Below are 19661 nucleotides of genomic sequence, written 5' to 3'. Positions count from 1 at the left end.
CTTGCGAAAGAGTGTTTTTTTATAGCTACGAGCACTTAATGCCCGTATTTTGGGCATTTACGTGCGACCCGGATGATAAAACGATAACAGCAAGCAGGCTGACAGGAGAAGCGGTATGGAAAAAGAATTATTCGAACAGAGAAAAAAGACCGTGTACGATTTTATTTGCAGTGAAAATTATGTACCAATGAAAATAAAAGAAATCGCCATAGTTCTGCAGATCCCAAGAGAGAACAGGGATGAACTGAAAGAGGTTCTGGACTTCCTGGTGGCGGAAGGTAAAGTAGATCTGTCCAAGCGGGGCAAGTACAGCCGATCGGACGGCAAATTCCTGACGGGAATTTACACCGGGCATCCCAGAGGGTTTGGATTTGTCACAGTGGAAGGAATGGAGGAGGATATCTTCATTCCGGAATCCGCCGCCAACGGGGCCGAGCATAAAGACCAGGTGCGGATCGTCCTGACCCCTGAGCGGGGCGGGAAGCGCAGGGAAGGCGCGGTCGTGAAGATCCTCGAACATGGTTCGGTACGCCAGGTGGGAACGTTCAGAAGGGAAAAGAAGTGCGGATACGTGACTCCGGATGATCAGAAGTTCACAAAGGACATCTATGTGCCGCTGGAGCGCTCCAAAGGAGCGGTGACCGGGCATAAGGTCGTGGTGGAAATTACGGAATACGGGACGAAGAATAAGAGCCCTGAGGGTAAGGTGACAGAGATCATCGGACATATTGATGATCCGGGAACGGATATCATGGCGATCGTGCGGGCTTACGATCTTCCGGTTGATTTCCCGCGGGATGTGATGCAGCAGGTGGAGGAGATACCTGCGGAAGTCGATCCGAAAGACTGGGAGGGACGGCTGGATCTGCGGGAGTGGCAGACGGTGACTATCGATGGGGAAGATGCCAAAGATCTGGATGATGCGATCACATTAACACAGGAAGGTGACAATTACAAACTGGGCGTGCACATCGCCGATGTGACCCATTATGTGACGGAACACAGTCCCCTTGACCGGGAGGCTCTAAAACGCGGAACCAGTGTATATCTGGTGGACCGGGTTATTCCCATGCTTCCTCACCAATTATCCAATGGGATCTGTTCTTTGAACGCAGGTACCGAACGGCTGGCGCTCAGTTGTATCATGACCATTGACGCGAAGGGGAAGGTGGTGGATCACTCCATCGCTGAGACTGTGATCCGGGTGGACAGACGGATGAGCTACACCAGTGTGAAGAAAATATTGGAAGAGCACGACCAGGAAGAGAGCCGTGAATACGAGGAGCTTGTGCCCCTGTTTGAGCGGATGGCAGCTCTGGCCCGGATCCTAAGGGAGAAGCGCAGACAGAGGGGATCGATCGATTTTGATTTCCTGGAGACCAAGATTATCCTGGATGCAGAAGGACATCCGGTTGATATAAAACCCTATGACCGAAATGTGGCTACCAGGATTATTGAAGATTTTATGCTGATCGCCAACGAGACGATCGCATCGGACTATTTCTGGCAGGAACTGCCGTTTGTATTCCGTACCCACGAGAAGCCGGATCCGGACAGAATCCAGAAACTGGGCATGTTTATCAATAATTTTGGTTACGACATCAAAGTGTCCCCCGACGGGATTCACCCAAAGGAGCTGCAGAAGCTTCTGGGGAGAATCGAGGATTCCCCGGAGGAAAATCTGATCAGCAGGCTGACGCTTCGTTCCATGCGCCAGGCCCGTTATACCACGGAGAATACCGGACATTTCGGGTTGGCTGCCCAGTGCTACTGTCATTTTACGTCTCCGATCAGACGTTATCCGGACCTTCAGATCCACCGGATTATCAAGGAGAACTTAAGAGGAGAACTGACAGAACGCAGGATTCACCACTATGAAAGTATTTTAAGCCAGGTCGCCACTCATTCCTGTGAAACGGAGCGGCGGGCGGATGAGGCGGAACGGGAAACCGATAAACTTAAAAAAGTGGAATATATGGAACAGCGCATCGGGGAAGTGTACGAGGGGGTAATCTCCGGCGTTACAGCGTGGGGACTTTACGTGGAACTGCCGAACACGGTAGAAGGGATGATCCACATTACAGCCCTGAAAGACGATTATTACTATTATACGGAAGAAACCTATGAGCTGGTCGGTGAGCGGACCAATAAACGATACAAGCTGGGTCAGAAGGTGAAAATAGAAGTTACCGGCGCGGACCGGATTCTGCGCACGATCGACTTTGAGCTTGTGGAAGGGGAGAATGAAGATGGGCAAGGAGAGCGTGAAGCTGATCGCCAATAATAAAAAGGCATACCATGATTATTTTATAGAAGATAAGTATGAAGCCGGGATATCCCTGGCGGGAACGGAAGTTAAATCCCTTAGAATGGGCAAATGCAGTATCAAGGAGGCCTTTATCCGGGTGGATAAAGGGGAGGTGCTCATATACGGAATGCATATCAGCCCTTACGAAAAGGGAAATATTTTCAACAAAGATCCGCTTCGGACGCGAAAGCTTCTGCTGCACCGCTATGAGATTAATAAAATACTGGGGAAAATCACGGAGAAAGGCTATACCATGGTCCCCCTCCAGGTGTACTTTAAAGGCAGCTTGGTTAAAGTGGAGATCGGGCTGGCCCGGGGCAAAAAACTCTATGACAAGCGGCAGGACATTGCCAAAAAAGATCAGCGCCGGGAAGCCGAGCGGGATTTCAAGGTGAAGAACTTGTAAGGATATTATGGAAAAAGAGACAAGGAGGAGCATTGCTGCGCAGCTGAGTGATCAGCGGCGGGGCAATGCTCCGTTTTGATATATTCAACAAACCCGTTTATAGATTTTTAGTTCCCGGATATGCTGAAAGGGAAAGGCTCATCCACGGTGTCTGATATGGAACCGAACGGAGGTCTGACGGGTCCTGGCCCATGAGGAGGCCGTGGAGGGGGGCCAACCGGAGGTCTGGGTGGCGGCCCAACAGGCGGCCTGGGGGGAGGTCCCCAGTGGGGCGGTCCGACAGGCGGTCTTGGAGGAGGTCCAACAGGCGGCCTGGGAGGGGGGCCCCAGTGAGGCGGTCCGACAGGCGGTCTTGGAGGCGGTCCGACCGGCGGCCTGGGAGGGGGCCCCCAGGGCGGCGGCCCAACGGGTGGCCTGGGGGGAGGTCCAACAGGGGGACGGCTATTGCCGGGAGGGCATAAAATACAGCCGGGCCATGCCGGACGATATTGTACAAATGATTGTTCAGGCATATTTTTGGTATCCTTTCACTAATGATACAATATAATATATGTAAGAAGATCGGAAGAGTACCGGAACTTTCCCTCGTTTCCGAAATCCGGGGGTGGAAGAATAATCCGTTGACAAGTGTGAGAGAGTGCTATATAATAAGCATACTCTTTTAAACTTCAGCTTAAAACCAGGGGTTGTACTGGTTTCGACGGGGGTTTTGAAGCTTAAGAAGCCATTCGCAGTCCGGAGCTGCGTTAAAATCCGGAAACTAAATATAAACGCTGAAGACAATAATTTAGCAATCGCTGCCTAGTTGCAGCTGTCGGACTTAAGTTCCCGTGGCTTAAGACCCCGGCATCAACGTTCACGGGGCACTTCGTTTCCTAAGCTTTGCGGAAATGGAAGAACTTATGAAGCTACCGAGTCCCTGAGCCAGTCATCAGGCGCCTGGACGAGGGAAATCTAAAGAGATGACTGTAATGGGAGAAGCTTAAGTGAATGGGCTTTCGGACAGGGGTTCGATTCCCCTCAGCTCCACCAGAGTAGGAAGCGTCGAACTATTCTTCTTTCGGAATGAGTTCGCGCTTGTGTATAGATTTGGGAGCGCCAGATAGGGGCGCTCCCATTTCGCATTGCAATCATATGACGCCGTATTTTGCGTTTTAAGACGTTTTAAGCCCGTTGGGGTACTCCGTTACCCTGGCGGGCTTTTTCGTGCCTTAAAACGCCTCTGAGAGCGTCAGACGGAACGAAGGTGCGCATCTCGCTGTCGCTCGATGCTGGGGATGGCCGCCCTACGGGCGGCTGGTTCGGGTCTTGAGTCTGGGTACAGCAGGGGGCGGGCATGTGCGATTTGGTGTGTCGGGGTTTTCCCGTGCCTATCTGGGGTTTTGGGTGCCTGGCACACCAAACACACCATTTTTCAAAGCGTGCGAACCTTTTCCGAAAAAGTGGAACATGCGGAACAGCCGTCCGGGGATGCCGACGGGCACGGGCGGAAGCGCGTTCCGTTTTGCATGTGCGAAAGTGGAACGGGCAAGGCCTGTTCCGTTTCCTGTTTCAAAAAGTGGAACAAAAGTGGAACAAGAGCAAAACGCGAAGTCCCCGTGTTCATCGGGGTCTTCGACGGACTGGGCGATTTCCTGTTCCACTTTCATTTTTGAAAGTGGAACGCCCTAAATCCCCTATTCATCGGGGAGGAGAAGAAGTTGTTCCATATGTTCCACTTTTTTGTAAACCAATATAGGAAATAATTCCCTTCCCCCTATGTCGTTATTTATATATAGGGACTCGGAAAAAAGTGGAACAAGTGGAACATTGAGAGGTGATTTTCCCGAGGCAGCCGATGCAGTCGAGAGGGAGAGCGTTTTGGCTCGAAAACAAAAGTGGAACGGGATTTTCTCGAATCGTTCGAGGAGGCCGATGAACACGAGAAATGTGTGTTCCACTTTTCAAAGCCAAAAGTGGAACAAAAAGTGGAACAAGCCTCTCCTTCCGCGTCGTACTTCTTTTTCTGCTTCTCGGTGCGGCGGGGGCGGAAACTTTTTTTCGGGCTATTTCCGCTCGTTTATGAGCGGAAAACGCTCGAAATGAGCCTCTGGCCTGCGGAAACGCGAACATTACCCTTGCGTACTTTCCGTTTCCGTGGTATGATTATCGTACATAGATTTTCAGGCTCAGCACCCGTCCCGCCTTAGATGCGGGGTTGCTATCGGGAATAAGGGCCGAGCGCGAGGCGATGCAGCCGAGCGTCACAGGTGAAATAACGACGAACGAAGCTCCTGTGGAAACCGAGATAGACGAGGCGTTTATGCCTTCTGTCTGTCCTGGTTTCCGCAGGGGCTTTTTTGTTTGCGTTCGAGATTGGATTTAGGAGGTAGCGAATGGAAGAGAAACAGATTCATGAGAAGGGTTTCCTGAGCACAGCCGAGGCCGCTGAGATGCTCGGCATCCGCCCGACGACGCTGCGCAAATGGCGGGCGACGGACATGGGACCGAGGTTTTACAAGTTCAACCGCTCGGTGTTCTACAAGGTCGAGGACCTTGAGGCGTGGATTGCCGAGCATTACAGGCTGGTCGAGCCGAAGAACTAAGGGGAGGTGCAGATATGAGCGTAAAAGAAAACCGCCCCGACGTCTGCGCAACTTTCGGGACGGCCAATCCTATTTGTAGAAATGATACCACAGATACGCGTCTGGGTCAAGTTCCGTATGCGTGTTCCGCTGTCGTTGACGAGTACATCAGCCTTGATGGGTTCGCGGATTATTGCCGCGAGCAGTGCATCACTTACGACGATGTGCTGAGGGATTCGACGCTGATGTATCTGTCCGAGATTGACCGCGATGACCCGCCGTCGCAGGGCGAGCTGAAGCATGCGCTTCTGGCGGCCACGAATCGCTGCATCGAGGCCTACAACATGGGCGAGCAGAACGAGGCGGCACCGCCGGGCGCGTCGCTTAAGGACCGGTTCCCGAGCCAGAAGCCTGCGGGCGAGCGCTACAAGCGCCTGAGCGGATTGCATCCGCTCCAGATTGCCCTGGTGCTCCGCGAGCTGCACGGCGCGTTGGGCATCCGCCTGGACGAGTCGAACAGCGACGAGAACTTCGACATCGGCGTTTTCCAGCGGTCCGGCTCCAAGAAGGGCACCTATGACACGTGCCCCGTGAGCCTGGAGCGCCTTATCCGCAGTTACGACAGCGCGATTTCCGTTCGCGGCGTGGCCGAGACGGAGGCCGTTCTGCGCTCCATCTGCGAGGTGAGGCCGAAGACGAGCGACCCTGACCTGGTTGCCGTGAACAACGGGGTCTATGACTACGACAAGAAGTTCCTTTACGACTTCGACCCCGGGTTCGTGTTCACCAGCAAGAGCCATGTCAACTTCAAGGAGAACCCGCCGAACCCGGTCATTCACAACGACGAGGACGGAACCGACTGGGACGTCGAGACCTGGATGAGCGAGCTGTCGGACGACCCGTCCATGGTGAACCTGCTCTGGCAGGTTCTGGGCGCGGCGCTCCGCCCGAACGTGGCGTGGCACAAGACCGCGTGGTTCTATTCCGACAGCGGCAACAACGGTAAGGGCACCCTGTGCACGCTGATGCGCAACCTGCTTGGTGACGACGCCTGGGCGTCGCTTCCCCTGAAGGCGTTCTCGAACCCTTTCATGCTGGAGCCTCTGTCGCGCGTCTCGGCAATCATCACCGACGAGAACGACACGGGCACGTTCGTGGATGATGCGGCTGCATTGAAGTCGGTCATCACCCACGACCCGTTCCTGATGGACCGCAAGTTCAAGGCACCTCGCTCGGTGCTGTTCAACGGGTTCATGGTCCAGTGCGTCAACGAGCTTCCGAAGCTCCGCGACAAGTCCGAGTCCCTGTACCGTCGTTTGCTGGTCATCCCGTTCGAGAAGCGCTTCGAGGGCGTCGAGCGCAAGTACATCAAGGACGACTACCTGCACCGTCCCGAGGTGCTGGAATACGTGATGCACAAGCTGCTCGCCGAGACCGATTACTACGAGCTGGACGTGCCGCAGGCGTGCGTTGACATGCTGGAGGAGTTCAAGCTGGAGAACGACCCCGTTCGCCAGTTCGCCGAGGAGGCGTTCACCGAAGCCGCGTGGGACCTGCTCCCGTACAAGTTCATGTACGACTTCTACCGTCATTGGTTCCAGCGCAACATGCCTTCCGGTCGCCCCGTGGGCAGGAACGCGTTCATCAAGTCCCTCAAGGGACTGTCCGCTGAGTACGGGTGGCTGGCGCAGGACAAGGTGCGCTCCGATGGGCGCATGGATAAGCCCGAGCCGCTGATTCTCGAGTACGACGTACGCGAGTGGATGAACTCCGGCTACACGGGCAGCGACCCCGGGCGCAAGTGCATGCCCGATTTGGCGGAAAGCTACCGCGGCTTCGTGAGGGTTTCGACCGTCGGCTCGGGCGGTAGCAACGAAACAGATTCAGAGGATAAGGAGGATTAGGTATGAGTGATTTGGTGACGGCTAGTTGGGATTGGGGTTCTTTCTGGGAGAACTTCATGGCATCCGGCGGGGGCGTGCTTCTTGCACTTTATATTGTGCAGATTGCATTTGCCCTTATCGGTGCGATTAGTTCAATCGTTGGCCTGATTCGTGGTATTACGAACAAACAGACAACGGCTATTGCTCTTGGCGGAATTGGTATCGGATGCATGATTCTGGGACTGTTCTTTTTCGGCATCGTGCTTTGGACCGCTGGTATGATTTGTGGCCTGATGGCATGCAAGAGGTCAAAGCAGCCTCGTATGTTGTCTTACGAGGAGTTCAAGCAGCGCAAAGCGATGATGCAGGACCCGGAGTACGCCGAGTATATGCGCACGATGCATGGCATCGAGGATACGGGCGGGATGACCGCTGAGCAGAAGTTCGACCGCCGTGTCGCGGCGAACCCGCTCATCGGCCTTTCCGAGGCTGAGTTCTCGAGACTCAATCTGAAGGCGAAGCATGGCACGCTGTCCCCTGCCGAACAGCAGATGTACAACGACTACATCCAGGCAAGCATGAAGAAGAACGGCGGCGAGGTGAAGCCGCCCATGTCGGACGGCAAGCTGGGGGCAATCGTTCTCGTTGTGATTGTAATCGGCTTGGTGCTTTGGTTTGGGTTCAATTCCGCTTCGCAGAACGGAATGTTTGACCATTTGAGTAATGCACCTATGTCGGAGACTGTGTCGGAGTATGTGACAGAAATATCGGTTTGGTCTACGGATGAGACGGGAATTCCGTCTATGACCACGAAGTATACGGCAGTAGACCAAAACGGACACATTATTGATGAGCATGACGTTTACGACACACCCGAAGAAGTTCCCGAGCCGGAATGGCATGAGTCTTCCAATGGCAAGCAGACCATTGAGGACTTGGGTAACGGCACGATTCTGATGCACGGCAGTTTGGGGGTGTGAACATGGGCGATTTCTCGACTTTGTTTCTTGTCGCATGCTTCGCGTTGCTGATTTGTCTGTTCGTCGTGAGCAGCATTTACGAACAGCGCAGGCGGGAGGCGTGGCTTGCAGAAAAGCGAGCCATTGCAGAAGGCCACAGGCCTCTTTCGCCCGAGGGATTCTTCGAGCTGCGCAATAGCTACAAGGGGCATATGCAAGACTTTGACTTCATGGGCTGCTATGTGATTCACAACCTGACGAACGGCATGTACTACGTCGGACAGGCGACGCATGTGCCGCAGCGTGTGAACGCGCATTTCACTGGCAAAGGCAATGGCGACGTGTACGCGGACTATCGCTACGGCAATCAGTTCGAGATTTACATGGTGGACATCACAACGACGAATTATCGCCGTCTTGATGACCTTGAACGCGACCTGATTGCGACATATGACGCGTACAACCACGGTTACAACAAGACGCGTGGAAACAAATAGTTTTGATGATTAAAGGAGGTATCCGATATGGCAACTAAGAAGCGTTACTCGGACATCAACAAGGCCATCAAGGAGGCCGAGGCGAGGCGCGAGGAGTATTACAAGCAGGTCGGTCGTGTGATGCTCGAAGAGTACCCCGAGCTGGGCGATATGAACGTCACCGACATGCGCAGGGCCGCGCGCTTCCTGCGCGACAACCTGCCCGAAAAGGCATCTTCGAAGGGTGCCGAAGCGGGCAAGGCGACCGCCCAGAACGGAGCGCCCGCCGCGTCCGATTCGGGCGGCGATTCCGCCCACGATGCACGCGAGCCTATGCCCGTGAGGGGCTACGGCGAGGGCATGTAAAGGAGGCAGTCGTGCCTCCATCCGGCACCCCGCAAGGGGTGTCCGGCGTGCCCCGTTCCGAATGGAGAGTTCTGCCGAGTCGTCGGCTGAAACCGGTTGGGAACAGGGCACCCCTGGGGGTTCGAAGGGGACAGCGAAAGCTGCCCCCTCGCGAGCGGGACGTGTACATACAAAACGGAGGTATTTTTCGCCGCAGCGAAAAAACCGGAAGTTTTGTAGGGACAAGTCCCATGCTCGCTACCTTTTTCCCTGCGAAAGCATTTGCGAGAAATCGCGTCGAACAGACGCGGGCGATTGATAGAAAAAAGGGAGGTGTTGATATGGCAGTGAGTGCCGAAAAGAGAAGCAGCCGCGTGCGCCGCCAGGCGTCCAAGAAGCAGCCCAAGAACCGTACCGTGCAGGTGCGATTCTCGGACGAGGAGCTTGCTGCTTTGGATGCGGTCTGCGAGAGCACGGGCATGACCCGCTCCGCCGTGCTGCGCAGCTGGACCGTGCCCGGCGAGGGCGCTGGCTCCAACCCAGTGTACGTGGTGACGAAGAACGCCGACGCGGAGCGTCTGGCGATGGAGGCGAGGCGCATAGGCGTCAACGTGAACCAGATTGCGAGGACGCTGAACGCCGAGGCGAAAGGGCGCGGGGGCATGCTCCGCTCCGACACCCTGAACGGATGCGAAAAGGGCCTCGAAGAGGTGCGCGGCGAGCTGTCGAAGCTGGCCCGCGAGGTGGAGACCCTGCGCCAGGATTTCGGGTCGGACATGTTCTCCGCGCTGATGTATTCAGATGACCCGGGCAGGTTGAGGCGGCTCGTCAATTACTGGTTCGGGATGGGAGGTGATGCCTGATGTCAACGACTCACATCCAGCCCCTGCCGAACGTCTACGGGCGCATGGCCTACACGGAACTCGGCGAGGGCAAGAAGCGTACCGAGAACATCCAGAACGGGACGAACCGCATCGCCGCCCAGATGGGCGACGGTGACTCCCGCGAGGAGTTCGTGCGCTTCTGCTCCGCCATGAAGAGGCAGAACCAGGGGCGTGAGAACGAGGGGTTCGAGGTGCGTGTCTCGTGGGCACCCGAGGAGCTGTCCAAGGACGACCCCGAGGACATCCAGCGCGCCTGCGAGTACGGCTACCTGCTGTGCAAGGAGGTGGCACCCAACGCCCCGTGCTGGGTCACGGTCCACACCGACGGCGAGGGCGGCTGCGTGCATGTCCACGCCACCATCGCGAACCACGATTTGGAGACGGGCAACGCCATCGCGCACGGCACCGACCACGCCACGGTCAAGCGCAAGAATGACCAGTTGAGCAGGCAGATGGGCTTCTCCGTGGTGGGTCCTCAGCCGGGTGCGCAGAGGACGAGATGGGCGGACCGGAAGAGCGAGTTCGAGCCGGGCGCTTTCGAGCGCATGCTGGGAAACCGCGTCGAGGAGGCTCGCAACGCGTCGTCCAGCATGGACGAGTTCCGCGAGGAGCTTAGGCTGCGCGGCGTGGAGCTGAACGAGGTGCGCAAGGTGGACAAGGAGACCGGCGAGGAGACCGTGGGCTGGAGCTACAAGGCGCACGACCCGCTGGGCAAGACCAAGCGCAAGAGAAGGCGCCGCGCCTCCAACCTCGCCGACGACCTGACCAAGGAAGGCGTCGAGGCGTACTTCGAGGAGAAGCAGAGGCAGGCGGAAGCCCAAAAGGAAGACGCGCCGGCACCTGTTCCCGTGGCAACCGTCGCGGCGGAACCGCAGTCGGATTCCCCGGCAGAGCCTTCATTCGACGTGTACGAGGTCGAGAAGTCTGACGTGGCGCAGATGGCGGGCGACCTCCAGAGGGCGCACATCGACCGCAGCCGCGAGAGCGGCGAGCCGTTCATGGGCGAGCGCTACGGGCAGCTCATGGAGGCGGAGCGCCACCCAGAGGAACAGCTGGCGAAGCTGCAAGCCGAGGTGGACGCTGCGAGGCGCGAGTTCCACGATTCCAAGGAGGCGCGCGACGCGCTCAACCATCCGTGCCCGAACCTGCTGGCTGGCGCGTGGGTGTTCGCCAAGGCCGGGCGCGATGCCAAGGACCCCGTGTCCCGCATGATGGCGGACATGACGGCCATGATGCTGCGCATGCTGCTTCAGCAGGCCATGGAGGAGCAGCGCCGCCGGGAGCGCGAAGCGGCGGAGAGGCGTCTGTACGAGTCCCGCAAGAACATGTGGGACGCCGAGAAGCGCCTGAAGTCGGCCGAGAAGGCCCTTGCCCACGAGGACGAGCGCGAGGAGCAGGCAAAGCGCGTGCGCCTGCAGGAACGCGAGGACAAGGCGGCAAGGCGCGCCGGTGGCCGCGTGAAATACGGGGCCGATGCGGACAAGCAGTACGAGTAGATGGATAGGGAGGTTGTGTAAATCAATGATTGAAGATAAGACTGTTACGATGCAGTATTATGTGTTGCCTTACGAGATGATGGATATTAAACCGGGCGATGCGATAGAAAGCGTTGCGCGTCATGTATATCTCAACATGCCGTTGAACGATGTGTATGAGGAATTGTTCGGAAAGGCGGTTAAAGAATATGACGCTCATCGGAAGCGTCGTGACCGCCGTTATGGTGGCATAGATGGCTATATGGCGAGGGTTGATGCCGATTTAAGAGGGCGAAATCGTCATAATAGTGACGAAAAGGGTCAGCGCCTTGCGTATGAGGTTGTCGTTTCTCTCGGCTTCGATGAATCGAGTATGTCGAAAGTTTATACTCCGATTGAATTGCACGATGAGGTGCGTATGCGCCTTAGTATTTTGGAATCGTATTTTAATTCGTGGGATAGGCGCAATCCTCGTTTGCGCCTCTTCCGTGTGTATTCCTGTGGTAAGTCTGATTGGACTGACTCAAAGGGAGGTACGATACATCTTCATCTTGCCTTTGTTCCGTGGGCAGATGGATACGAGCGCGGACCTTCCATTCAGACGAGCCTGAATCGTGCGATGGCGCAGCAGAGATGCGAATCTGAGGGCTTGATGCATAATTCCTGTGCAGTATGGATGGACCGCGAAATAGCTTTTATTGAGAAGTTGTTCGTAGAAAAGTACGGGCGCAAGGTTATTCGTCTGGATACTGACATGAATAAGGCGGGTCCTTTATACAAGATGGAAAAGATGCGCCAGAAGATAGACGATATGGAGTGGGCGTTGATGGTTGCCCATAAAGAAGTCGCTTCTGCTTCTGAGACGTTGGCGATGGTTGAGAGGATGAAAGCGTTTCGGATGCCCGACGGTCGGAGTCTTTGGGAGTATAGTCTCTCTCTTCTCGCTGATTAAAAAACAAGGGAGCAGCGCGATGCTGCTCCCTTTCCTGTGGGTCAGTGGATTTCCGGCGCGGGCAGGATTGCCCAGCTTGTGCCGTAAGTTGTCACGCCCCAGACGTACAGCCCCAGCTCCGCGTCGTAGAACACCGGCTCGTCGGTGTGCTCCATGAGGAAGCTCGGGTCCTGGACGATGTACCACTGGAATATCTCGTCCCAGGGTGCCCAATCCCCGCTCACAGGCTCCAGCGGGCGGCTGGCTATCTCGTTGGCGAGCACCATGCCGCAGCAGGTCTCGGCCAGGTCGGCGTAGGTCTTGATGCCGTAGTCACTCATCGCGTCCCTCCTCTGCCTCCTCGATGTCCACGATGGCGTTCACGACGCACTGTCGCATGGAGCGCAGGGTCTCGCAGTCGATGCTCTCGGCGAGGATGTCTGCGTCCAGCACCACCTCGCCCAGGGCGTTCACGAACCGCCACTCCATCACGTTGTCGATGCGCTTCAGCACGTCCATGAGCGACGCGTGGTCCATGGCGGGCATGTCGCCGTCGGCCTTCGCCATGCGCTCCAGCTCCTTGGCCTTGGCCGCGCAGAGGCGCGAGGTGCGCTTCAGCACCTGGATGCGCCACATGACTTCCTCGTCCGTGCCGTGGAACCTCTTCCAGCCTTCGTTCATGTGCGGACCTCCTTTCTCTTCACGTGGGCACCCGATGCCGAAGGCATCCTTCAAGGGGTGCTGACCCGCTAACGGCACGCGAAGAGACCTGCAGAAGGGCTTTTGACGGGAGTACGCGCAAGGGGCGGAAGGCGGCGGTTTTCGGCATCCGCTCGTTTACGAGGCGATGCGGGAAACGAGCCGTTCCGGGCGACGAGAGAAAGCCCGTTTCGAGACCACGAAAAGCCCAGCTGAAGCCCAGAAAGTGGCAGTTGAAGTGCCCTTTTCTCGGGCTTATAATTAAATACGGAAATGCGTAATTGATTAAATGTATAGCGAGGTGAGCGATATGAAGACGATTCTGGTATGCAACCAGAAGGGCGGCGTGGGCAAGTCCCTGGTCGCCGACGAGATAGCATTCTCCTTCGAGCGCTCCGGCATCCCCGTGAGCTTCTACGACCTGGACGCCCAGGGCGGCACCCTGCACCGCACCCGCGAGGCGGACGGCGCGCAGGTCGCCGTGGTGGACACGCCGGGGGCGCTCCAGGAGGCGCTGTCGGAATGGCTGAAGGAGGCGGACGTGGTGGTCATCCCCACCCGCACCACGTCGAGGGACATCGAGCCGCTGATGCGCATGCGCAAGGCGGTGTTCAAGCACAGCCGGGCGAAGATTGTCTACGTGATGAACGGGTGGAACCGCTTCAAGGCGTCCCGCGACTTCATGGAGTGGTTCGAGGGGCTTGCGGGCGACCAGACGGTGGTCACGCTGCCGCAGTCCGAGGCGTTCGTGCAGGCGGGCGCTGCAGGCGTGTCCGTGGTCGAGTTCGACCGCAGGGGCAAGGCCGCGAGGGCGACGCGTGCCCTGGTGGACACGGTGCGCGAGGCTGCGGGGTTCCCAAGGGAATAACCGCAGGTCAGAGCCGTGTTCCGTATGGACAAATCGAGACGCAAGGTGTATAATTGTACAAATACGTAAATGATTAAAGGAGGTCGAGCTATGGCGAACATGTTCGAGAAGTATGCTGCCGACCGCGAGGCCGAGCAGAAGAAGATAGAGCAGACGGTTTCTGAACCGGCAGCTGCGAAGCAGACAACGGTTTCGGCGGACGCTGCGCCCGCCGAGGACGAGAAGCGCACCACGCTCTCGCTGTCGCTCACGGTGAGCGACAAGAAGGCGCTGAAGATGATGGCGGCGGAGCGCGAGACGACGATTGCCGCGATTATCCACGAATGGGTCGCGGAGCATTTGGAAAAGTGATTTGAGAGGAGTGGAAGCTATGTTGACACGAGAAGATGTAATCGAAAAGCTCAAAAACGGCGAACTGACGCCGCAAGATATCGCTGCAAATGGATGGATGTGTTCTGTAACGCAGCGCATTGGCAAGATAAAGCAGCCGAGAGGCGGTTATCTCAAGCCAAAAGAGTTCGAGCAAACAGTGCTCGACGGAGGCGGTATTGATGACCTATATCCAGAGGAAAACGTATCTCCTGGTTTAGTCGGTCTTGCCGTGGACTATCTTACGCGGTTCATGTCTGGGACCTCGGCGGAAGAGGCGTTTGAGATTTCTCGGATGGGCGCGGTTAATGTTCAACAACTTGGTCTTTTCGAGAGGCTGATATCCCATGTGAGCGGATTGGATGACGATTCCATAGATGCAGCCGTAAAGTTGTCTGGATTTGATTCAGCATATAGAGCAGGGGTCATGGCATATCGTCCCGTAGAGGATATTGTGCCTGACGCGCATACGATTGAGAACATACGCGTAATGGTTGAGCGTTCGCTACGATTCTTTGAGCAATATGGGCCAAAGGTGCTGGATGGTCTGACTTTTGAAGGCGGATATACTGGTTACGTTGCCACTGGCGACGGTGACTTCTTAACAGATGATACGTTGTGGGACTTTAAGGTTTCAAAGCAGAAGCTCCAAAACAAGTACACCCTTCAGCTGCTTATGTATTGGCGCATGGGGCTTCATTCTGTTCATCCCGAGTATAGGAATGTGAAATATCTTGGCATATACAATCCGCGTATGAATGTGGTGTACAGACTCGATGTAAACAACATTCCTGCGGATGTAATCTCAACGGTAGAGACCGAGGTTATCGGTTACTGACAACTAATTATGCATTTAAGCAATTACTTAATCAAAGGAGAGCACCATGAAAACCTATAAGCAGAAATTACGGGAGGGGGTAAGAGCTTGGCACGCAAGAAGAAGTTCGAGCTGAACGACAACAATCTTGCCATCGCCTACTACCGATTCTCCTCCCATTCGCAGAACGAGGCGAGCATCGACCAGCAGCGGGAGCTTGCGCATGCGTGGGCGGACGCCCACGGGTTCAAAATCGTGAAGGAGTACGAGGACGCGGCCATATCTGGCACCACGGAGAACCGACCGGGGTTCCAGCAGATGCTGTCGGAGGTCGCGAAAATCCGTCCCCGTGTCCTCATCATGTGGAAGACCGACCGTCTGGGGCGCGACAAGTACGTGCTGGCGATGGCGAAGCGCACCATCCGCGACGCCGGGTGCGAGATACGCCTGCTGGCGGAGAACATCCCGACCGACGGGCCGGAGGGCGTGCTCATCGAGGGGCTGATGGACGCCATGGCGGAGTATTACAGCCGCCAGCTGTCCCAGAACATCCAGCGAGGCATGGACTACAACGCCCAGCACGCGCTCTACAACGGGCACAAGCTGTTCGGCTACGGGGTGGACAAGTCCACGAAGAGATACATCGTGGACCCGGACACCGCTCCGTTCGTGCAGCGGATGTTCGCGGAGTACGCCGGGGGCAAGGCGATGCAGACCATCTGCGACGAGCTGAACGCCCAGGGGCTGCGCACCACGCGGGGCGCGAAGTTCGGCGTGAAGACGATGAACAAGATGCTCCAGAACCGCGCCTACATCGGCGAGTACCGCCATGGCGACATCGTGGTCGAGGGCGGCATGCCCGTGCTGGTGGACGAGGAGACCTTCGAGAAGGTGCAGCGGAAGTTCGCCGAGAACAAGCGCAAGGGTTCCCAGCGGGCGCGCGGCATGGACGAGAACGACGCCCCGCGTTACTGGCTGACCGGCAAGGTCTACTGCGGGAAGTGCGGGAACACCCTGCAGGGCGTGTCCGGCACGAGCGGGACGGGGCGGACGTATTACTACTACTATTGCTCCGCCCAGCGCCGCAAGCAGTGCACGCTGAAGAAGGTGCGCAAGGAGAAGCTGGAGGATGCTGTCACGATGATTCTCAGGTCGATTCTCCACGACTCCGAGAACCTGATGTCGCTTGCCGTGGACGCGGCGGCGTACTACGAGAAGAACTACCGCGACACGGGCTACCTGGACGGCCTGGAGGCCAAGCGCCGCGAGGTCGAGAAGAGCCTTGCGAACCTCGTGAAGGTCATCGAGTCGGGCCTCATCAGCGAGACTGTGACGGAGCGCCTGGTGCAGCTCGAAGAGCAGAAGCGCGCCCTGAACGAGGCCATCGAGGCCGAGAACATCCGCGCCGCGTTGTGCGAGGACGAGCACACCATCAAGGCGTACTTCGAGAAGTTCCTGCACGCGGACTTCGACAATCCCGAGACCCGCGACCAGGTGCTGGAGTATTTCGTCGATAAGATTTACCTGACCGACGACGGGCTGGTGGTAACGTCGTGGTATTCGGAGGACAGGACTGAAGTCACGTGGGACATGCTATACGGGGAGGACGGCAACCCTTTTGTTAAAGGGGAAGCCGTCAAGTTCGACTGCTTCCCCTTTGGCTCCACTATATAAACCTTGATTTTATCAGGGTTTATTTTTTTTGCTGTGTCCCGTGATTACAGGGAATCACAGATGTCAGGTTGACGATCCCGTAAAAATCCCTTATGATAATTTGTATTGAATAGAAAACGAGGGAGTTTACCGATGAATATATTGAATATAGAGCACGTCAGTAAAATATATGGAGAAAAAACGATTTTTGATGATGTTTCCTGTGGTATCCATGAGGGAGAGAAGATCGGGATTATTGGAATCAATGGGACAGGGAAAACGACACTTCTGAACATGCTGGCGGGTTTGGAGAAGCCGGATGAGGGACAGATTATCACGCAAAACGGATTAAGGGTCGCTTATCTGGTACAAAACCCGGTCTTTCCAACCGGGGCCACGGTGCTTTCTTATGTGACGGAGGGGAACAACAAGAACGATTGGAATTCGGACAGCGAAGCGAAAAGTATATTAAACCGTCTGGGAATTACGGATCATGACGGATATATAGAACCATTGTCCGGTGGACAGAAGAAGAAAGTCGCTCTAGCAAAAGTCCTGGCCTCCTCTTTTGACGTACTGCTGCTTGATGAGCCTACCAACCACTTGGACAGTGAGATGATAGGCTGGATGGAAGAGTATCTGAACCGCTATAAAGGGGTTGTGATTATGGTTACCCACGACAGATACTTTCTGGATCAGGTAACCAATAAAATTCTGGAGATTGACCATGGAAAACTCTACAGCTACGATGCCAATTATTCCAGGTTCCTGGAGCTCAAAGCAATCAGAGAGGAAATGGAAATGGCTTCGGAGCGGAAGCGGCAGAGCGTACTCAGAATGGAGCTAGAGTGGGCAAAGAGGGGCTGCCGTGCCAGAAGTACGAAACAAAGGGCCAGGCTGCAGCGATTGGAGGATCTGAAAAACGGCTCTGCCCCTTTGCAGGATCCGACGGTAGAAATGGATTCCATCGGCACACGGATGGGAAAGAAAACCATGGAACTGCATCATGTCGGGAAAAGCTATGACGGCAGGATTGTCATAGATGATTTTGATTATATTGTTTTGAAAAACCAGCGCCTTGGCATTATCGGTCCCAATGGATGCGGCAAATCCACCCTGTTAAAAATCATGGCAGGCATTATTGAGCCGGATTCGGGAGAAGTGCAGTTAGGAGAAACCATTCGAATCGGTTACTTTGCCCAGGAGGTTCCGGATATGGATACGGATCAGCGGGTCATCGACTACATTAAGGAGGTGGCAGAGTATATTCCCACGAAGGAAGGCAGGATTTCCGCATCCCAGATACTGGAGCGCTTTTTATTCACTCCGGATATGCAGTATGCACCGGTCAGAAAGCTGTCCGGCGGGGAGAAGAAACGCCTCTATCTCCTGAAAGTTATCTGCCAGGGCTGTAATATACTCTGCCTGGATGAACCGGGAAATGACCTGGACATCCCAACCCTTACCATACTGGAAGATTTCCTGGACTCCTTTTCCGGAATCGTTATCACCGTTTCCCATGACCGGTATTTCCTGGATAATGTGGTGGACCGAATCTTTGCTTTTGAGGGGGAAGGGCGGTTAACACAGTATGAGGGAGGCTATACAGACTATCTCGGAACCAGGCAGGCGAAGAATGCCGCCATTGAGACACAGAAGAACGGGACGAAGGGGCAGGAAGACAAAAAGAAAGCGAAGATCAAAGAATGGAAACAGAATACACCTGACAAACTTAAGTTCTCCTACAAAGAGCAGAAAGAATACGAAACGATCGATGAAACCATAGAGGAGCTGGAGAAACGGATCGGGGAGCTGGATCGGGAAATGATGGCAAACGCCACGAATTCCGTGAAACTATCCTCTGTTATAGAAGAAAAAGAGCAGGCAGAAGCACAGTTGGAAGAAAAAATGGAGAGATGGGTATATTTAAATGATCTGGCTGAGAAGATAGAAGCGCAGAAAGAGTAAAAAAAGGGCCGGTCAGTTTCTGCCGGCCAGAGGGGGCAGGGTCCCGGAAATAGCGGCCATGGCCAGTTCTTCCCTGGCACGGTCATAGAGTCTGAAACGCTCCAGTGCTTTTTCCGGTTCCCGGTAGACTTTCCAATAACCGCTTAACAGGCAGTTCTGCCCCTTATTATCTATAAATCCGATCACGTCGTGAAGCGGATATTCAAGCAGAGCGCCCAGCTCGTGTGGAAAATCGCTGTGGCTGCTGGAATAGACGGCATAACGGTGTTTTAACCTTTTCAGAATTAACGAGATCCGGGTATCCGTATAGCCATACTCCTTCAGAAAATCCTGGATTTCTGCCCGGTGCAGATGCCGTTCCAGCAGATGATAGCGGAACAAAAGCACGACACATTTATCCGCGCCCCGATGCAGACAGATGCATGAAACCGGTATTGTGCGGACCAGGGAGAGCAGCGGCTGCCAGGATGAGTTTGGTATCACCAGAATATTGGAAGCCTTTATTCCCTTCAGTACCGGTGCACAGTGAAACGCCAGCTGAAAACGCAGCTTTTCCAGATCACTGCTGGATTCCAGAAATTCCTGAATCAATTCTGCGGACATTAACACACCTCAATTCTAAAGCAGTTTTATATAATTAGGAGGGATCACAGTAATTGCTCAGAATCCCCTTAAGTGCGGTAGCGCTGCTGGTATGGGAGCGTTCCACCGCGGAATTGCATTTATCCGCCTCCGCGAGAGCACATCGAACCATTTTGTGAGAGACAGTGGAAGTAAATAGAATCACCAGATCCGGGTTACCGATCTGTTCCCGAAGACCGGATTTTAATTTGGTAAATACTTTGGCCTTACAGTGGTATTGCTTACAAATATCCTTATATTGACAGGCCATCCGTTCATTTCCCCCGATAATAACAACACTCATGAAAAACACCTCCTGATAGAATAAAGTTAGCTGTAACTAACTTATGATGAAAATGTACGGCTGCAGTAAAATAAAACTGCAGCCGCATGCTTTGAACTGCGTCGTACGTCTTGGAAGAGTATGTAATGTAA

21 protein-coding genes and 1 other RNA gene are annotated in these 19661 nt (G+C 55.1%); 17 read left to right on the top strand and 5 right to left on the bottom strand.

Annotation, left to right across the window (positions count from 1 at the left end; all coding sequences use genetic code 11):
- The first annotated feature begins 115 nt into the window (after positions 1-115).
- The 4 genes from rnr (at position 116) to ssrA (ending at position 3746) form a co-directional block, all read left to right on the top strand.
- A complete protein-coding gene (rnr, locus tag KTH90_RS03685) occupies positions 116-2284 on the top strand; it encodes a ribonuclease R (protein WP_158349766.1) in 2169 nt (722 codons plus the stop codon).
- The gene (gene smpB, locus KTH90_RS03680; RefSeq protein ID WP_158347390.1) at positions 2250-2714 is read left to right on the top strand and encodes an SsrA-binding protein SmpB; all 465 of its coding nucleotides are present in this window, start codon (positions 2250-2252) and stop codon (positions 2712-2714) included. Before rnr ends, smpB begins: the two co-directional genes overlap by 35 nt.
- Positions 2715-2916: 202 nt before the next feature.
- A complete protein-coding gene (locus tag KTH90_RS03675; RefSeq protein WP_238726257.1) occupies positions 2917-3261 on the top strand; it encodes a hypothetical protein in 345 nt (114 codons plus the stop codon).
- A 135-nt stretch (positions 3262-3396) separates the two neighbouring features.
- Positions 3397-3746, top strand: a transfer-messenger RNA (tmRNA) gene (gene ssrA, locus KTH90_RS03670).
- Positions 3747-4084: 338 nt separating this feature from the next.
- Here the strand turns inward: ssrA and KTH90_RS03665 are convergent.
- Positions 4085-4363, bottom strand: coding sequence for a hypothetical protein (locus KTH90_RS03665; protein ID WP_238726256.1), 279 nt, complete (start codon positions 4361-4363; stop codon positions 4085-4087).
- A gap of 726 nt (positions 4364-5089) precedes the next feature.
- Between KTH90_RS03665 and KTH90_RS03660 the strand changes: the two genes are divergently transcribed.
- The 8 genes from KTH90_RS03660 (at position 5090) to KTH90_RS03625 (ending at position 12252) form a co-directional block, all read left to right on the top strand.
- The gene (locus tag KTH90_RS03660) at positions 5090-5299 is read left to right on the top strand and encodes a helix-turn-helix transcriptional regulator (protein WP_238726255.1); all 210 of its coding nucleotides are present in this window, start codon (positions 5090-5092) and stop codon (positions 5297-5299) included.
- 14 nt (positions 5300-5313) lie between these two features.
- Complete coding sequence (locus KTH90_RS03655) at positions 5314-7182, top strand: DNA primase family protein (protein ID WP_238726254.1); 1869 nt, start codon at positions 5314-5316, stop codon at positions 7180-7182.
- A 2-nt stretch (positions 7183-7184) separates the two neighbouring features.
- Positions 7185-8141 (top strand): hypothetical protein, encoded by a 957-nt coding sequence (locus KTH90_RS03650; RefSeq protein ID WP_238726253.1) that lies wholly within the window; start codon positions 7185-7187, stop codon positions 8139-8141.
- Between the two features lie 2 nt (positions 8142-8143).
- Positions 8144-8617, top strand: coding sequence for a GIY-YIG nuclease family protein (locus KTH90_RS03645; RefSeq protein ID WP_087190856.1), 474 nt, complete (start codon positions 8144-8146; stop codon positions 8615-8617).
- 27 nt (positions 8618-8644) lie between these two features.
- Complete coding sequence (locus tag KTH90_RS03640) at positions 8645-8962, top strand: hypothetical protein (protein WP_013979603.1); 318 nt, start codon at positions 8645-8647, stop codon at positions 8960-8962.
- A gap of 320 nt (positions 8963-9282) precedes the next feature.
- On the top strand, positions 9283-9804 hold the full coding sequence (locus KTH90_RS03635; protein WP_238726252.1) for a plasmid mobilization protein: 522 nt from the start codon (positions 9283-9285) through the stop codon (positions 9802-9804).
- Positions 9804-11321 carry a relaxase/mobilization nuclease domain-containing protein gene (locus KTH90_RS03630; RefSeq protein WP_238726251.1) on the top strand — a complete coding sequence of 506 codons (1518 nt, stop codon included), beginning with the start codon at positions 9804-9806 and terminating at the stop codon, positions 11319-11321. The genes KTH90_RS03635 and KTH90_RS03630 overlap by 1 nt, the downstream gene beginning before the upstream one ends.
- Positions 11322-11346: 25 nt before the next feature.
- Positions 11347-12252 (top strand): hypothetical protein, encoded by a 906-nt coding sequence (locus tag KTH90_RS03625; protein WP_238726250.1) that lies wholly within the window; start codon positions 11347-11349, stop codon positions 12250-12252.
- Between the two features lie 41 nt (positions 12253-12293).
- Here KTH90_RS03625 and KTH90_RS03620 read toward each other — a convergent pair whose 3' ends face one another.
- Both KTH90_RS03620 and KTH90_RS03615 read right to left on the bottom strand, forming a co-directional pair.
- Positions 12294-12572: a hypothetical protein gene (locus KTH90_RS03620; protein WP_238726249.1), complete on the bottom strand. Its 279-nt coding sequence runs from the start codon at positions 12570-12572 to the stop codon at positions 12294-12296.
- Positions 12565-12912, bottom strand: coding sequence for a cAMP-binding protein (locus KTH90_RS03615; protein WP_009609069.1), 348 nt, complete (start codon positions 12910-12912; stop codon positions 12565-12567). Before KTH90_RS03615 ends, KTH90_RS03620 begins: the two co-directional genes overlap by 8 nt.
- A gap of 328 nt (positions 12913-13240) precedes the next feature.
- Between KTH90_RS03615 and KTH90_RS03610 the strand changes: the two genes are divergently transcribed.
- The 5 genes from KTH90_RS03610 (at position 13241) to KTH90_RS03590 (ending at position 18605) form a co-directional block, all read left to right on the top strand.
- The gene (locus KTH90_RS03610; protein ID WP_100933774.1) at positions 13241-13798 is read left to right on the top strand and encodes a ParA family protein; all 558 of its coding nucleotides are present in this window, start codon (positions 13241-13243) and stop codon (positions 13796-13798) included.
- 90 nt (positions 13799-13888) lie between these two features.
- Positions 13889-14149 carry a hypothetical protein gene (locus KTH90_RS03605; protein ID WP_115267903.1) on the top strand — a complete coding sequence of 87 codons (261 nt, stop codon included), beginning with the start codon at positions 13889-13891 and terminating at the stop codon, positions 14147-14149.
- 19 nt (positions 14150-14168) lie between these two features.
- Entirely contained in the window at positions 14169-15005 is an 837-nt protein-coding gene (locus KTH90_RS03600; protein ID WP_238726248.1) for a hypothetical protein, read from the top strand.
- Between the two features lie 87 nt (positions 15006-15092).
- Entirely contained in the window at positions 15093-16658 is a 1566-nt protein-coding gene (locus KTH90_RS03595) for a recombinase family protein (protein ID WP_238726247.1), read from the top strand.
- Between the two features lie 132 nt (positions 16659-16790).
- On the top strand, positions 16791-18605 hold the full coding sequence (locus tag KTH90_RS03590; RefSeq protein ID WP_238726246.1) for an ABC-F family ATP-binding cassette domain-containing protein: 1815 nt from the start codon (positions 16791-16793) through the stop codon (positions 18603-18605).
- 12 nt (positions 18606-18617) lie between these two features.
- On the opposite strand, the gene KTH90_RS03585 is transcribed toward KTH90_RS03590, so the two are convergent.
- The gene (locus KTH90_RS03585) at positions 18618-19208 is read right to left on the bottom strand and encodes a DUF3793 family protein (protein ID WP_158349763.1); all 591 of its coding nucleotides are present in this window, start codon (positions 19206-19208) and stop codon (positions 18618-18620) included.
- A gap of 34 nt (positions 19209-19242) precedes the next feature.
- A complete protein-coding gene (locus KTH90_RS03580; RefSeq protein ID WP_158347384.1) occupies positions 19243-19530 on the bottom strand; it encodes a DUF2325 domain-containing protein in 288 nt (95 codons plus the stop codon).
- Between the last annotated feature and the right edge of the window lie 131 nt (positions 19531-19661).

This window comes from Diplocloster modestus, assembly GCF_019042245.1.
GTDB lineage: Bacteria > Bacillota > Clostridia > Lachnospirales > Lachnospiraceae > Diplocloster > Diplocloster modestus.
This window is presented reverse-complemented; position numbering and strand designations above follow the sequence as displayed.

Excerpts from the sequence above, each read along its gene's own strand:
- rnr (WP_158349766.1), top strand. The coding sequence starts at position 116 with ATGGAAAAAGAATTATTCGAACAGAGAAAAAAGACCGTGTACGATTTT.
- smpB (WP_158347390.1), top strand. The coding sequence starts at position 2,250 with ATGGGCAAGGAGAGCGTGAAGCTGATCGCCAATAATAAAAAGGCATAC.
- KTH90_RS03665 (WP_238726256.1), bottom strand. The coding sequence starts at position 4,363 with ATGAAAGTGGAACAGGAAATCGCCCAGTCCGTCGAAGACCCCGATGAA.
- KTH90_RS03660 (WP_238726255.1), top strand. The coding sequence starts at position 5,090 with ATGGAAGAGAAACAGATTCATGAGAAGGGTTTCCTGAGCACAGCCGAG.
- KTH90_RS03655 (WP_238726254.1), top strand. The coding sequence starts at position 5,314 with ATGAGCGTAAAAGAAAACCGCCCCGACGTCTGCGCAACTTTCGGGACG.
- KTH90_RS03650 (WP_238726253.1), top strand. The coding sequence starts at position 7,185 with ATGAGTGATTTGGTGACGGCTAGTTGGGATTGGGGTTCTTTCTGGGAG.
- KTH90_RS03645 (WP_087190856.1), top strand. The coding sequence starts at position 8,144 with ATGGGCGATTTCTCGACTTTGTTTCTTGTCGCATGCTTCGCGTTGCTG.
- KTH90_RS03640 (WP_013979603.1), top strand. The coding sequence starts at position 8,645 with ATGGCAACTAAGAAGCGTTACTCGGACATCAACAAGGCCATCAAGGAG.
- KTH90_RS03635 (WP_238726252.1), top strand. The coding sequence starts at position 9,283 with ATGGCAGTGAGTGCCGAAAAGAGAAGCAGCCGCGTGCGCCGCCAGGCG.
- KTH90_RS03630 (WP_238726251.1), top strand. The coding sequence starts at position 9,804 with ATGTCAACGACTCACATCCAGCCCCTGCCGAACGTCTACGGGCGCATG.
- KTH90_RS03625 (WP_238726250.1), top strand. The coding sequence starts at position 11,347 with ATGATTGAAGATAAGACTGTTACGATGCAGTATTATGTGTTGCCTTAC.
- KTH90_RS03620 (WP_238726249.1), bottom strand. The coding sequence starts at position 12,572 with ATGAGTGACTACGGCATCAAGACCTACGCCGACCTGGCCGAGACCTGC.
- KTH90_RS03615 (WP_009609069.1), bottom strand. The coding sequence starts at position 12,912 with ATGAACGAAGGCTGGAAGAGGTTCCACGGCACGGACGAGGAAGTCATG.
- KTH90_RS03610 (WP_100933774.1), top strand. The coding sequence starts at position 13,241 with ATGAAGACGATTCTGGTATGCAACCAGAAGGGCGGCGTGGGCAAGTCC.
- KTH90_RS03605 (WP_115267903.1), top strand. The coding sequence starts at position 13,889 with ATGGCGAACATGTTCGAGAAGTATGCTGCCGACCGCGAGGCCGAGCAG.
- KTH90_RS03600 (WP_238726248.1), top strand. The coding sequence starts at position 14,169 with ATGTTGACACGAGAAGATGTAATCGAAAAGCTCAAAAACGGCGAACTG.
- KTH90_RS03590 (WP_238726246.1), top strand. The coding sequence starts at position 16,791 with ATGAATATATTGAATATAGAGCACGTCAGTAAAATATATGGAGAAAAA.
- KTH90_RS03585 (WP_158349763.1), bottom strand. The coding sequence starts at position 19,208 with ATGTCCGCAGAATTGATTCAGGAATTTCTGGAATCCAGCAGTGATCTG.
- KTH90_RS03580 (WP_158347384.1), bottom strand. The coding sequence starts at position 19,530 with ATGAGTGTTGTTATTATCGGGGGAAATGAACGGATGGCCTGTCAATAT.